This window comes from Acinetobacter sp. GG2 (genome assembly GCF_000292385.1).
Lineage (GTDB): Bacteria > Pseudomonadota > Gammaproteobacteria > Pseudomonadales > Moraxellaceae > Acinetobacter > Acinetobacter seifertii.
Genome location: NZ_ALOW01000040.1, coordinates 118,920 through 133,173, shown reverse-complemented (window position 1 = coordinate 133,173; position 14,254 = coordinate 118,920). Strand labels below are relative to the sequence as shown.

Sequence of the window (14,254 nt, the reverse complement as noted above, 5' to 3'; positions counted from 1 at the left end):
AGATGATGTCAGAGTGGTTCATACCCCATATTTGCTTAAAAAAGCGAAGTACATATTATTTAGTGTTAAGCATCGCAATTAATGTGCCTTTGGCTGTATATGCTTCTGACAATATGAATAACGAAAATGCGTTAAAAGCTGACTTTGATACTAATTTTTTAGTAGGAAATGCGCAGAAAATTGATATTGGTCGATTTAAATACGGCAACCCTATTTTACCTGGCGAATATAGTCTTGATGTATATATTAATGGACAATGGTTCGGTAAAAGAAAGTTTCTTTTTAAGACTACAAACTCCAATGAAAATGCAAAAACCTGTTTTACGGCAGATATGCTTTTGGAATATGGAGTTAAATCAGAAATTCTTGATAGAGAAGCAAATAATTTACCTACCTGTAATGATTTAGAAAAATGGATCAAAGATGCCTTTTATCAATTTGATACGGCTCGTCTTAGGCTCGATATTTCAATCCCACAGGTCGCTTTGCAGAAAAATGCTCAAGGATATGTCGATCCACGCTTATGGGATCGTGGCATAAACGCCGCTTTTTTTTCATACAACACCTCTGCTTATCGGATTGTAAATAATGATCATGAAACAAATCATGCTTTTATGAGTACAAATGTTGGGATAAATTTGTACGACTGGCAATTACGCCATATTGGACAATGGAAATGGCAAGATCATAATGAAATACAGAACAAGAATTCTTCTTATACATCAAATAATACCTACGCCCAAAAAGCCTTTCCTCAATTAAATAGCGTCGTAACTGTAGGAGATTATTTTACAAATAGTAATTTTCTTGAGGCTCTTCCTTATCGGGGTATTAACCTATCAAGTGATGACCGCATGCTTCCGAACAGTATGCTTGGATATGCTCCTCAAATTCGAGGTTATGCAAAAACCAATGCAAAAGTAGAGGTACGCCAACAGGGAAATTTAATTTATCAAACTACCGTTACCCCGGGAAGTTTTGAAATCAACGATCTTTATCCCACTGGTTTTGGTGGTGAACTCCAAGTTTCTGTATACGAAACAAATGGAGAGATTCAAAAGTTCTCTATTCCCTATGCATCTGTAGTAGAAATGCTTCGTCCCAAAATGAGTCGATATTCTTTTACCTTAGGGCAGTTTAGAGATGCGAATATCGATTTAAAACCGTGGTTGATACAAGGTAAATACCAAAGAGGTATAAACAACTATTTAACAAGCTATGCAGGTTTTCAATCTGCTGAACATTATCAGTCATTTTTAATAGGTAGCGCTTTTGCGACACCAATTGGTGCAATTGCATTTGATGTAACTCAATCAAAAGCTGATTTTGACCAAAGTCCTACCCTCAAAGGGCAAAGTTATCGTCTAAGTTACAATCGATTATTTACCCCAACTCGCACTAACCTAACTGTAGCAACATACAGATATTCAACAGAAAATTATTTAAAGTTAAGAGATTCAATATTAATCCAAGATTTACAACAACGAAATATAGATAGTTTTTCAGTAGGGAAACAAAAAAGTGAATTTCAGATCACATTAAACCAAGGTCTTCCGAACCAATGGGGTAATTTTTACTTAGTGGGTTCTTGGATTAATTACTGGAATCAACCTAATCGTAATCAACAATTTCAATTTGGATACAGTAATCAGTTTAAAGATTTAACTTACAGTATTTCTGTAGTTAGGCATGAACTTGACTTAGAAAAACAAGATTCAGGACATGAGACACAATATTTATTGTCATTATCCTTTCCACTCAAATTTAAGAAGAATACGGTTAATTTTAATAGCTCTATTTCAGAAGATAGTAAAACTTTAGGAATGAGTGGTTATATCGGCAACCGCTTCGACTATGGTTCATCTGTTACATATCAAGATCAAGCTCAGACAAGCATAAATATTAATGGCAACTATCGTACTAACTACACCACCGTAGGGGCTTCTTATAGTCAATCCGATACATATCAACAAGAAATGATCAATTTAAATGGAAACATTGTTGCCCACTCTCAAGGTATTTTATTTGGACCTGACCAGGCCCAAACGATGGTATTGGTCTATGCTCCTGAGGCTACCGGTGCACGGATAGGTAATACAACAGGTTTAAGTATTAATAAGCAAGGATATGCTGTTATTCCCTATGTTACGCCTTATCGCTTAAATGACATTAGTTTAGATCCTCAAGGCATGCCTTCAAATGTGGAGCTTTCAGAAACAAGTCATCGTATAGCACCTTATGCTGGATCCATCACCAAGGTAAATTTCTCGACAAAAACTGGATATGCACTTTTCATTAATACCCAAACTTCAACGGGTACTCATCTTCCTTTTGCAGCACAAGTTTTTAACCAAAACAAAGAATTAGTTGGGATGGTCGCCCAAGGTAGTCGAATTTATTTACGTACACCTCTAATCCACGATCATCTGTATGTGAGGTGGGGTGAAAGGAATAATGAGGAATGTCAACTTGAATATGACATTCAATCAAAAATCTCTCAGGAAAAACAATCAATTATTATGACAGAGGCAATCTGCAAATGAAAAAAGTACTAATGAAAAGTGGCTTATTAGTAACTAGTCTATTTATTTATAACCAAGCTTATGCAAACTGCACTTTAAGCAAAGGTTTTACTACAGTAGATATTCCTATAACAATTGGTACGATTATCGTTCGTCCGACTGATCCAATAGGCACAGTTCTACAAAAAAATACTTTTACGATTTCGCCAAATAATTCTACGGCAACGTGTAACCGTCCAGGTGACCAAATTACAGCAGCATTACCACTAAATTATCCAATTAGCTCAATAGGCAATAATGTATATGCTACAAACATTCCGGGTATAGGCATTCGAATTTATCGTGAAGTAACAGACTCTTCAAACGCTTCTGGCTATTACCCTTATAAACTTACATTGACGCCTCACACAACATATACTCTTTCACCAGGCTACATTGTTCTTGAAATTATTAAAACCGCTGCCACTACAGGTTCCGGTGCATTGGTGACAGGTCGATATAGTACCTACTATGTGGCAGGACAACAAAACCGCCCTTTCTTAACAACCACAGTATTAGGTAGCTCCCCTATTCTGATTGCATCATCATCTTGTGAAATTCAAAATGGTCCAGATACTGTTGTGCAACTTCCCACAGTAACAAAATCAGGTTTTAGAGCTATTGGTTCAACGCAAGGTGAAAAAAACTTTAACCTATCTATTCTTTGTAATGGAGGCGAGAATAACTCAGGAGTACCTACCAGCAATTCATTGAGCTTAAGCTTTGACTATAATTCGGATAGCTCAAATAATCAGGTTATTAATAATAGTGCTGCTGATTCAACAAAAGCGAACGGCGTTGGTGTAGAGCTTTTATGGAATATGAATGGTGCGAACAGCCCTATTCAAAAAGGGAACCCACTAGATATTGGCACTGTAAGTTCTAATCAAACTGTAGAATATGATGTGCCTTTAACAGCACGTTACTATCAAACAGCAACTACTGTTACAGCAGGCGAAGTCAAAGCTAATGCAACTGTAACCATTCAATATGATTAGCAGTAAACTTATACAAAACTGAGTTTTATTACGTCTCTATTTGTAGTGTGAATAAAGCTATATAAACTATTATTTTTAATTAACACTAAACAAAAAGGATTTTAAATAATGACAATTTTTAAATTTTACTAACTAATAAATTAAAAAAATGCTCATAAGCGAATAAAGCCAATGAGCATTAGTGATAACCACTTAACCTGAAATACAAATTGTGGGAAATAGATCACAATTTGCATCACTATAATTCCAAAATTTAACTTAAATATCAAGTCTTTTTTTTAACAAAGGTTTGATAAACATACCTAACTGGTTAATTTTAAATACAATTAAATTAAAAATAAAATTCAATATCACTATTCTACAGACTTTCTAAAGAATTACCATTCTATTAATTAAGAAAATTTGAAATTTACAAAGATTAATGTTCAATATAGCTAAAAAATCTATTACATCGTCTTTTTTAATGTTGAATGTCATTTCACTGTATTTAAAGTCTAAAAATTATAAAGTTTTACACAACCTATAAGAAAAAAAACATAAAAAAATCTTTAAATATTCTTCAATTACAGTCTAACTTCAAATGTTTACAACAAAACAGCATGCTCATTTTTTGGAAAATATTTTGCATTTTATTATTAAGCTTAGGGGCTTCGGCAATTGGTTTTGGTATTAGCAATCTAGATTTTTTCTTGTTTTTTATTGGTTTACTTTTTCTACTATGTTTTTTTCTAGCTTTAAAACAAGGGCGAGAAGATGCAGGTCACTTCCCTGAATAATTTAAGTAACGTGGCAACCAGAAGCATTAAAACATTAATTTTAACTCTGATCGGGACCAATCTAATTTACGTAGAGGAATAAAAGTGCGCCTGGGAAGATCTATCGAATTGAAGGAGCTGCTGTGCTACAGCAGCTTTTAAGTTGATTAATATAAACTCATTTTTAATTAACGAAATCTAAACTTTAAAAGACTCAAAACAACTCACAAGAAAATCAATTGCTACTCGCACTGCTGGGCTGTGCCTTAAATCCTCATGAGTCACCAACCAGATTTCTGCACTCATCGGCTGGTCATCTGAAAGTTTCTCTAAGTTACCAAGACCACCTAAAAAATCAGGCAAAACAGCTAAACCCACTTCCCCACATGCGGCTCTCCATTGCAACTCAGGATGATTAGTAATCATAATCGGCTCTTTATTATTTAATCTTTCTTTTAATTTTTGTTGTTTTTGTCCATGTACACCACCTACCTCCACGCTAATCCATTCATAATTTTCTTCACTCGTAACAGCTAAGTAATTTGGAGCAGCATATATTCCAAAAGGGATTTCTCCAACTTTACGAGCAACTAAATAATCATCTTTAGGTCGTCCAAATCGCACAGCTATATCCGCTTCGCTATGCAGCAAAGATACATAGTGAACATCACCAAGTACACGTAATTTTAACTGCGGATAATGGAGATAAAACTTTCCAAGCTGAGGCATGATGAGGTGAGCAGCAGTTAACGGAGGCATACTAATAGAAACAGTACCTGTAACTTCCTGCTGTCCAGCCTGAGCAAGTCTCTCAATAGAAAAAGTTTCTTCCATCATACGAGCTACAACTTTAGCAAGCCGCTCTCCATCTGAAGTAAGTACGTATGTACGTGGCCTACGATCAACTAGCTTTAATTTTAAGTTCTGCTCTAACTGTGCGATTCTTCTTGCAACAGTAGCATGGTCGACTCCCAACTTTCTTGCGGCAGCTGAAAGTGATTTCTCTTCTGAAAAAACTGAAAAGTAATGTAAATTTTCCCAATCAATCATTGTGCAAATTTTCACATCAAAGATGAATTAATATGGAATTGTACACCTTTAAGTGATTACTCAGAATAGAGACATTCTTTTTCGGAGTCCCATCATGAATAAAACAATGGTTTATGCCTATACAGGCGTTGTAATCACAATGCTGTTTTGGGGCTCAGCATTTAATGCAATGTCTTATATCATCCAACATATGCCTCCACTTTCAGCAGCAGCTGAGCGCTTTACACTTGCAAGCCTTGGGCTATTTATTATTTTTTCGGCTACCGGTAAATTGCGTTGGGATGCTTTACGGCAGAATTTACTTATCTATCTGCTTATTGGAATTATAGGTATTGCTGGTTTTAATATAGGCTGTTTCTACGGTTTACAAACAACATCGGCAGTCAATGGTGCTTTAATCATGGCAACTACTCCACTGATTACTCTACTGTTAGCAATTTTGCTTGATGGAGAAAAATTAACACTTGCTAAATCTATTGGTGTTGTATTTGGTTTAAGTGGAGTGCTTTTTGTTATTAGTCATGGTCATCTATCAACGCTACTTCATTTAAAAATAGCAATCGGTGACTTATTTATCTTACTCGGTGGTATCAGTTTTTGTTTAGCCAATGTGTTATCACGTCGCTATGTAAAAAATGCTACACCTCTAGAAACTACAACTTTTTCTATGTTGTTCGGTGCTTTGACTTTAATCACATTAAGCCTAATTTTCGAACATCCAATCAAAGCAGTAGTTATGGCACCTATTACTGCACACTTGGCAATGGGTTACGTCATTATTTGCTCTACCATGATTGCTTATTTATTTTGGTTTAATGGCATTCAAAAACTAGGCGCAGGTCGAGCATCAATCTTTTTTAACTTTGTTCCAGTTTTTAGCATGTTGGTGGCACTATTGGCTGGTCAAACTCTTAATATCTGGCAAATTATAGGGACTGCTTTAGTCATGCTCGGTGTGCTAAGCAGTGGTGGGTTTATTCACATTAAACGTCCGACACTTATGGCTAAACCTTGTACGAAATAGTAGTCACACAAATTCATCTTAATTATTGCGTTGTAACAAAGATTGTATGTTTCTTTAAAACTTAACAAATGGCTGCCATATATAGTTTTAAAAATACAATAAGGAGAAATTAAGATGAATTTGGATTTTACAACAATCGAAAAACAGGCCAAATTGCTAAAAGAAGAGCAAGAGAAACTAGAACAGCAAGATCATGATTTTCAATTAGCCTTAGACAAGCACAGAGAATCGTTAAAAGATTTATTTAAAGAACTGTTTCACGATCGTGAAATTAAAACAGAAAAAGGAGGCCAATTTTGTGCTGTATTTGGTGACTTTAAAATCTCTTTACTCATTGAAACTGCCAAGTTTGAAAATGGTGTACCCGTTAAATTAAACTCTGTAAATCCTATCATTGTTAAATTTAAAAAAGACAAACCTGTTGCCAAAGCCCAATTTTCCGATGCAACTCAATATCTCGATAGTGCTTTTGAAACACCACATTATCAATACTATTATAAGCATGATGATAAAACTCAATTAGTTCAATTTTCAGAACTACCTGAATTTTTTCAGACCATTCTTGATGCTGAAGTCTGACTATCTGCCCTCATTGGAGGGCTTTTTTATGAAATTAACTTTTTGATTAAACATTTTCATACTTATAAAAATGATTATAGCCCCGTTGAATTTTCCATCGTATTTAAACTTATAGACGTAAAAATTTTATAAATGTGATTTCACTGACCCATTGCTTCTTTTTAGAATTACTTGTATATACATGTTTGTATTTGTTTGTACAAAATAGACTCAAATAAAAGAAAAGCTCTTAAAGGATAAGGAGAGTGTTATATGGATTCAGCAACAGGAACATCTAAAAATGGGTTTGTTGAAAACCGCAGTATTGACTTTATTCCTGAAAATGAAAGGCACGGCAGTATATTCGCCCAATTTACCCTTTGGTTTGGTGCTAATTTACAGATTACAGCGATTGTCACGGGTGCTTTAGCCGTCGTATTAGGCGGTGATGTGCTTTGGTCAATCATTGGACTATTTATTGGACAGTGCTTTGGTGCGGCTGTTATGGCTTTGCATGCAGCTCAGGGACCAAAACTTGGCCTTCCCCAAATGATTTCGAGTCGGGTGCAATTTGGGGTCTATGGTGCATGTATTCCTATTATTCTGGTTTGCCTGATGTATATTGGCTTTACCGCAACTGGTGAAGTACTCGCAGGCAAAGCACTTGCACACCTTACACAAGTCAGTAATACAACAGGTATTTTAATTTATGCTTGTTTCATTATTGCATTTGCAACAATTGGCTATCGGTTGATTCATTGGGTAGGAAAAGTCGCAAGCATTATCGGTTTAATTGCTTTTGTTATTATTCTTACTCAAATTTTGGCCCTCTCGAATTTTTCAGAATTGCTTGCTGTACGCCACTTTAGCTGGTCATCATTTCTATTAGCAGTTTCTCTTTCGGCTTCTTGGCAAATTTCATTCGGGCCTTATGTTGCCGACTACTCGCGTTATTTACCAACAAAAACATCTTCAACTCGGGTATTTTGGGCAGTTGGTCTTGGCTCTTTGATCGGTTCACAAATTTCCATGACACTTGGCGTATTAATTGCTCAAGTCTCAAATGGTGGTTTTGTTGGTAATGAAGTTCAGTATGTTGTAGGTATGAATCCCATCGCTCTCATCATTACTTTCTTATATTTTAGTATCGCTTTTGGAAAGGTCACTTTATCGACACTCAATGCTTATGGCAGTTTTATGTGTATAGCGACCATTTGGAATAGCTTTAAACCAACTGGACAAATTTCAAAACTAACCCGACTTATCATTGTTCTTGTAATGGTTTTAATCTCGACGTTCATTGCAGTTGTAGGTGAACAAACCTTCTTAAGTGCATTCAAAGCTTTTATTTTATTTCTTCTGACATTCTTCATTCCTTGGAGTGCAATTAATTTAGTTGATTATTATTTTATTTCTAAAGAAGAATGTGATGTAGACGTACTATATGACCCGAATGGAAAATATGGCCGCTGGAACACCATTGGCATTAGTTGCTATTTTCTTGGAATATTACTTCAACTTCCCTTTATTGACAGTAAATTCTACAAAGGACAAATTGCTGAGATGTTAGGCGGTATTGATTTATCATGGTTAGTTGGATTGTTATCGACTGCAATTTTATATTATGTACTAGCAAAAAGAGCTCAAATAAAAGTTTCAAAAAATCTTGAGCTTGAACAAATCAAATAATTTCAGATGAGATATCAAAGTTAATAGATCAATACTTTGATATCTCTTTGAAATTTTGTCTATTCTTGAATAGGCTTAGTCTGTGCAGAAGCAGGTAATCCGAATAATTTATCGAACGTCCAGTTAAATATAAATGTATAAATTGGAATGATGATAATAAAGGCAACATCTAGCCAGAATGCTGCAACGAGAGAAATCTCCATCCACCATGCAATAAGCGGAATTAAGAATATCACTAAAGTAATTTGAAATCCGATCGCGTGTACGATTCTACGTTTAACAGTACGTGACTTACTGTCTTGCCGAGCTTCCCACTTTTCGTAAAGAATGTTGTAAATAAAGTTCCATGTTACCGCGATGGTCGTAATCATCACTGAAAGTGGGCCAGTATGCCCTACACTGTCTCCAGCCAAAAGTGCTAAACCTACCGATGAAATTACCATTCCAATAACTTCATATGAAGAAACATAAACAATACGACGCTTTAAACCTTGCATAACCAATCAACTTTTCTAACTTCCTTTTATTTTAGTTTCAGTTAAAATCACAATTAAAGTTAACAGCTTTCAGTTGTACTGATATCAAAATGAATTTTAATAGCGAAAATATCGAGCTTTTCTTAACTGTGTTAGATACAGGATCTTTTTCTGCTGCGGCCCGTAAATTAAGTCGAGTACCGTCAGCAGTGAGTATGGCTATTGCTAATATAGAAGCAGAGCTTGGTTATCATCTATTTGAACGTACTCACCGTAAAGTGATTCCTACTTCTGCGGCTTTAGCATTAGAACCTCAAGCACGAATTATTGCTGAACAACTTAGATTATTAGGTACTCATGCATATGAGCTCTCTCTAGGACTAGAAAGTAAACTGAAAATTGGTGTTGTTTCAGATGCCAACACCGATTTACTTCTTAAAGCGATAAAACAATTGGCTGACAAATTTCCCTTACTTAACATAGAGATTATTACCGCTCCACAAGACGATATTCTAAAGTTGCTCTATACAGAAAATATTAGTCTTTGCCTTGCAGGTTCAGATCTCAATATAAAAATGCGTGAAAGCTTACAATTAGTTATGAATGAAACTTTAGTCGCCACAATTTCTGTTGATCATCCATTTTTAAAACAAAAGAATAAGCTCATTTCTATTGAAGAATTAATTAATGTCCGACAAATTGTGGTCGCAAGTACTGAATTAAATATGCAGGACTCACGTTCAATCGTTGGAGCAATGTATTGGAAAACCAATAATTTACAAACCGCTATTAATATGGTTGAGGCAGGTTTAGGCTGGGGAAATTTTCCTTTATCTTTAGTAAAAGAAAAAATTGAACAGGGGCATTTAGTTCAACTAGATTTTAAAAATACAAAAAATCATTTGCCTCTCTCTATTTATCTCATTTGGCTCCAAGATAAACCCTTATCAAAAGCTGCAAGAGAACTGGTTCAAACTATTCAATCAAGCCTATCTAAGCTTACCCATTAAAAAAAGCAAAAAGCCTATTCATAGTGAATAGGCTTCTTACTGTATTTCAGGACTAAGCAATATTAATAATTATGAGAAAATACTCTGGTACTGTATAAATTCCAAGTGATTTAGTCAAGTATAAAATTCATCAATTACAAATAGTTGTGAAAAATGTGAAGAAATATTCATTCTGCGTTTTACAGACAAAACTTAGACTTATTTGATAAGGGGTGTCGGTTCTGTTTTTTTATTTTTGAGAATAAAAGTTCTTAGGAATTGATGTTCATTAATGCAATAAGTTCATCTCTATATGAACTTAAAACGATTTGTTCAATTTTATTCATTTTGTGACGCATATCTTGATCATGAACAACATGGTCAGATTCTAATATTATTTTCTTTTTATTTGTATTTTTTATAAATATGGGTTCATTACTTAAATTACTTGCAATAAAATTAAATGTTCTACGTAAATCTTGAAAAGTAAAAGAAATATTACTTTGTTCATTTATCTTTTTTCGGAATTTAGAAATATTAACAATATGACCAGTTTTAGATTTAGCAGATGGGAAAACCCACTCTCCCTCCATTTGCATTTTACGTTTTTTCATTAAAAGCCATAGAAAATCACCCATATAAAGTTTATAACTCTCATTATTATAAGTATTTATAAAAGAAAGTGTTCCTTCGTATAAATCTAGATCTTCCCAACGCAAACACTCACACTCATTTCTAAGAAGTCCAGTTAGGACAAGCGTGAATAAAAAATCTTTATTTGTTTCATTCTCCTTCCCCCTATTTTTATATTCAACTATTGTATAGATCCATTTTTTCAAATTATCTATATCAATATAATCATTTCGAGCTGGAATTTCTCGCCATACTTCTCTTGAATTCAGCAAAGCAATTGGATTCATGATTGGGATTGTTGTTTGCGCATTTTTATAATATCTTACCGAAAAGTGATAAATAGCTCGAAGAACACGCATAGACAAATTGGCTTTTGCGTAACTATTTTTAGATAGCTGAGTATACTTATCTATAATCATTTGTTCAGTAATATAAATTAATTTAAGTTCCTTCCAGTCTATTAGGTATTTTTCTATAACTTCTTTATAATCAGCAAGTGTTCTTTCTTTCAATTTATGATGATCGATATAGGCTTGGAAAGACTCTGCTAGAGTGGGCTGATAATATTCCTTATTTAAATTATTTTTTAATATTTCATCATTTTTAATACTAGCAAGATTGGTATCAGATAAATCTTTTAACTTTTGCCGTGCAAGTATACGTGCGTCTTCAAGAGTAATTTTTTCATAGTCAGCTATTTTGCAACGTATAGATTTACCCTTTATTTTCTTCTCTATAATATATGTTTTATAAGAATTATTCACACGAATAGCAAAGCCGATAATCTCACTGTCGCGATAAATTGCCGGAATGAGTTTAAGTTGATCAATAAATGACTTAGTTAGCTTTACTCGTGAAGTGCTCATAAGCTAAAATCCGTATCGCTTGTGATAATTAACAATATATCAAAATATTTTTCGGGTCTACTGCATATCTAGTTTTGAAAAATACTTGTGTTTAATCAAAAAATTGATTAGTATTGCAGGCACTGAAAAGCCTTGAGAATAAAAGCTTTTCTTTCTTATAGGGCCTATAGCTCAGTTGGTTAGAGCAGCGGACTCATAATCCGTTGGTCCCGTGTTCAAGTCACGGTGGGCCCACCAAATTCGAACCTCATAATCTTTTAGGTTATGAGGTTTTTTAATGTCTTCTATTTTTCAGAACATCTGGATCTTGATATCTTTTCAGTGGTTCATAATTTTAATAATCCGTTGGTTTATAGGTCAAACTTCACACTATTTAATTTTTTAAATATCTTGTCTTTCTTATCAGTATTAAATATCTGTCCTATCATTCAATACCTCATAACTAAAAATGAAAGTAAAACGATCTATCTTCGGAAAATTTAAAATTTCAGCTACTTACCCCTTTTCCTATTAGCACAAGCGGTTTCATAATGTTTTCTTGAACTGTGCATGATAGACAATAAAAGTATTTATATTCATCTCCCTATGAATGTTCTCAACTTCCTACTAATAACACGTCAGACTGTAGTTAAAAATTTTCACTTATGACAATTACCCATCATGAGTACGCTAGTCTATTTCATTATTTAATAAAGCCATACTTTGTAGCTTAAAACAAAAAATATTGGTTTTTAAAGAATTTTTCTTAGTTCCGAATATAAATGATTGTGAAAAAACAACAGTGAAAATTACATCATTAAACCATTACACCTTCTTATCATCGTTAAAAAGTTCAACTAATTGAACTTGCCCCTTTCAAAGCTAAAAAACATCATTTTTTGCTTAAAAACCGTAAAAAATTACAGTTATTTTCTTTCAAAAAAACCATTAAATTTTGATCAAAGAATAAGCAGATGTATTGATATCACGGAATCTTATAAATGCATCTATCTACAAGAAATCATTCCATAACGGAGTGACTGTGGATTCCAGAAACCACAACAAATAAATGGGGCGAATTTCGGAAAAGCCAGACGAGTACGAAAATTTAAAAGGAAGTATTAAAATGAGCAAATGTCAATGTGAAAAAGACGTGATCCCTGACTACACAAAAGTCGGATTTGAAAATCAACCTGCAAACGCTAATTTAGCAAGTGACAATAATAACTTAACAGCTGAAAATAATATAACTGTAGAAGGCCTCAAAAGCCAACTAGATTCAGCTGGAGTTCAAGCATTAAACCTCCAAGCTTGTGTTTCAGCTTCTTATGATCCAAAAACAAACAAAATATGCTTCAACTTTCCAATCATTGGGCAAATTTGCTTCCCATCTCCTATTAGTATTCCAATTGGCGCCACACTAAAAGTCTGTGGTGATGTTTGTACAACATGGGGTATCCCTAAAGGTTTAAAAATTACACTCTATCTTAACAACAATCCTGTTTGGTCTGGTGTTGTTTGGGGTTCTTGTTAAATCTAACCAATCACATCAATCTGCTGCACTATAATTTTATAGTGCAGCAGATTCATACTTTTTGTCATCTACACGAATTTTCATATTTAAGGGCAATCAAAATAAATGCATCATTTATAATTAAAAGACAGGAGTTTTACTTCTTATTCATGATTAGCTTTTGTTCGTAGGTAAAAACTTGGCTTTAATTAAAGATTAAATATAATGTATAATTAATATACAATTTAAAACCTATTATATTATTAATGGTGAATTGGTGAGACCGAAGTCAAAGCAGCAAGGACCACTCATGCAGTTTGTTTATTAACCAATTAATACCAATAATTTGCAGTTATAAAAATCCTATCAAGGGAATACTTGACCATAAAAATCAAATACTTTTAATAAAATTTTATGCATTAAGAACAAGGGGAAAACATGGAAAATTGGCAAGAAGATCTGCTTTCTGCATCTTTAAATGCAAAAGATACGGATCAGCTGTTTGATACAGCCAAGTCCATTAGCTTGCAACTGGGATATAACTATTGTGCTTATGGCATGCATATCCCACTCTCTATTACTCAACCTAAGTTAATCTTATTAAATAACTATCCCGAAGAATGGCAGCAACGTTATGCTAAGCATCGGTATATTGTTATTGATCCAACAGTGCGCCATTGTCTAAGCTCATTAAAACCACTTATTTGGTCTAGCCGAAAAGCAAACAAACAATCACTAAAAGATTTTTGGGAAGAAGCACAATCATTTGGCTTGAGCGTTGGTTGGTCACAATCATGTCGAGATTTAATTGGTACGCAAGGCATGCTCACACTTGCCAGATCAGCCGATCCAATTTCTGAACAAGAACAAAAATCGCAATCCTCAAAAATGTTTTGGCTTGCTCAAATGCTGCATAGTAGTCTTGCCAAAATCGTGAATGACAAAGAGTTCCGTGATTTAAATCTTAAGTTATCTAACAGAGAAAAAGAGGTATTGCGTTGGAGCGCAGAAGGAAAAACCGCTTCAGAAATTGCACTAATTCTATCTATTAGTGAGAGAACCGTAACTTTTCATGTGGTGAATGCCATGCAAAAACTCAATGTAAACAATAAAATTTCAGCAGTCATTCGAGCAATAATGCTAGGATTGCTATAAATTTGCAT

11 protein-coding genes and 1 tRNA gene are annotated in these 14,254 nt (G+C 34.1%); 9 read left to right on the top strand and 3 right to left on the bottom strand.

Annotated elements, in window-relative coordinates; translation table 11 throughout:
- The first annotated feature begins 5 nt into the window (after positions 1-5).
- Together B554_RS0116695 and B554_RS0116690 are read left to right on the top strand one after the other, a co-directional pair.
- A complete protein-coding gene (locus tag B554_RS0116695; RefSeq protein WP_019458950.1) occupies positions 6-2,543 on the top strand; it encodes a fimbria/pilus outer membrane usher protein in 2,538 nt (845 codons plus the stop codon).
- Complete coding sequence (locus tag B554_RS0116690; protein ID WP_019458949.1) at positions 2,540-3,559, top strand: fimbrial protein; 1,020 nt, start codon at positions 2,540-2,542, stop codon at positions 3,557-3,559. The genes B554_RS0116695 and B554_RS0116690 overlap by 4 nt, the downstream gene beginning before the upstream one ends.
- A 953-nt stretch (positions 3,560-4,512) precedes the next feature.
- Here the strand turns inward: B554_RS0116690 and B554_RS0116680 are convergent.
- On the bottom strand, positions 4,513-5,364 hold the full coding sequence (locus B554_RS0116680; RefSeq protein ID WP_019458948.1) for a LysR family transcriptional regulator: 852 nt from the start codon (positions 5,362-5,364) through the stop codon (positions 4,513-4,515).
- Between the two features lie 94 nt (positions 5,365-5,458).
- On the opposite strand from B554_RS0116680, the gene B554_RS0116675 reads away from it, so the two are divergent.
- From B554_RS0116675 to B554_RS0116665, 3 genes are all read left to right on the top strand, one after another.
- Entirely contained in the window at positions 5,459-6,388 is a 930-nt protein-coding gene (locus tag B554_RS0116675) for a DMT family transporter (protein ID WP_019458947.1), read from the top strand.
- Positions 6,389-6,502: 114 nt separating this feature from the next.
- Positions 6,503-6,967, top strand: a complete 465-nt coding sequence (locus B554_RS0116670; protein WP_004702108.1) for a hypothetical protein — start codon at positions 6,503-6,505, stop codon at positions 6,965-6,967.
- 252 nt (positions 6,968-7,219) lie between these two features.
- Positions 7,220-8,635: a purine-cytosine permease family protein gene (locus B554_RS0116665; protein ID WP_019458946.1), complete on the top strand. Its 1,416-nt coding sequence runs from the start codon at positions 7,220-7,222 to the stop codon at positions 8,633-8,635.
- A 59-nt stretch (positions 8,636-8,694) separates the two neighbouring features.
- Here B554_RS0116665 and B554_RS0116660 read toward each other — a convergent pair whose 3' ends face one another.
- Positions 8,695-9,132 (bottom strand): PACE efflux transporter, encoded by a 438-nt coding sequence (locus B554_RS0116660; RefSeq protein WP_019458945.1) that lies wholly within the window; start codon positions 9,130-9,132, stop codon positions 8,695-8,697.
- Between the two features lie 89 nt (positions 9,133-9,221).
- Here B554_RS0116660 and B554_RS0116655 point away from each other — a divergent pair, with 89 nt between their 5' ends.
- On the top strand, positions 9,222-10,121 hold the full coding sequence (locus tag B554_RS0116655) for a LysR family transcriptional regulator (RefSeq protein WP_019458944.1): 900 nt from the start codon (positions 9,222-9,224) through the stop codon (positions 10,119-10,121).
- A 251-nt stretch (positions 10,122-10,372) separates the two neighbouring features.
- Here the strand turns inward: B554_RS0116655 and B554_RS0116650 are convergent, their stop codons facing one another.
- The gene (locus tag B554_RS0116650) at positions 10,373-11,599 is read right to left on the bottom strand and encodes an integrase family protein (protein ID WP_019458943.1); all 1,227 of its coding nucleotides are present in this window, start codon (positions 11,597-11,599) and stop codon (positions 10,373-10,375) included.
- A 160-nt stretch (positions 11,600-11,759) separates the two neighbouring features.
- Here B554_RS0116650 and B554_RS0116645 point away from each other — a divergent pair.
- The 3 genes from B554_RS0116645 (at position 11,760) to B554_RS0116635 (ending at position 14,246) form a co-directional block, all read left to right on the top strand.
- A tRNA-Ile gene (locus tag B554_RS0116645) sits at positions 11,760-11,836 on the top strand.
- An 868-nt stretch (positions 11,837-12,704) separates the two neighbouring features.
- Positions 12,705-13,112 carry a hypothetical protein gene (locus B554_RS0116640; RefSeq protein WP_031944963.1) on the top strand — a complete coding sequence of 136 codons (408 nt, stop codon included), beginning with the start codon at positions 12,705-12,707 and terminating at the stop codon, positions 13,110-13,112.
- A gap of 417 nt (positions 13,113-13,529) precedes the next feature.
- A complete protein-coding gene (locus tag B554_RS0116635; RefSeq protein ID WP_019458941.1) occupies positions 13,530-14,246 on the top strand; it encodes a LuxR family transcriptional regulator in 717 nt (238 codons plus the stop codon).
- Positions 14,247-14,254: the final 8 nt, after the last annotated feature.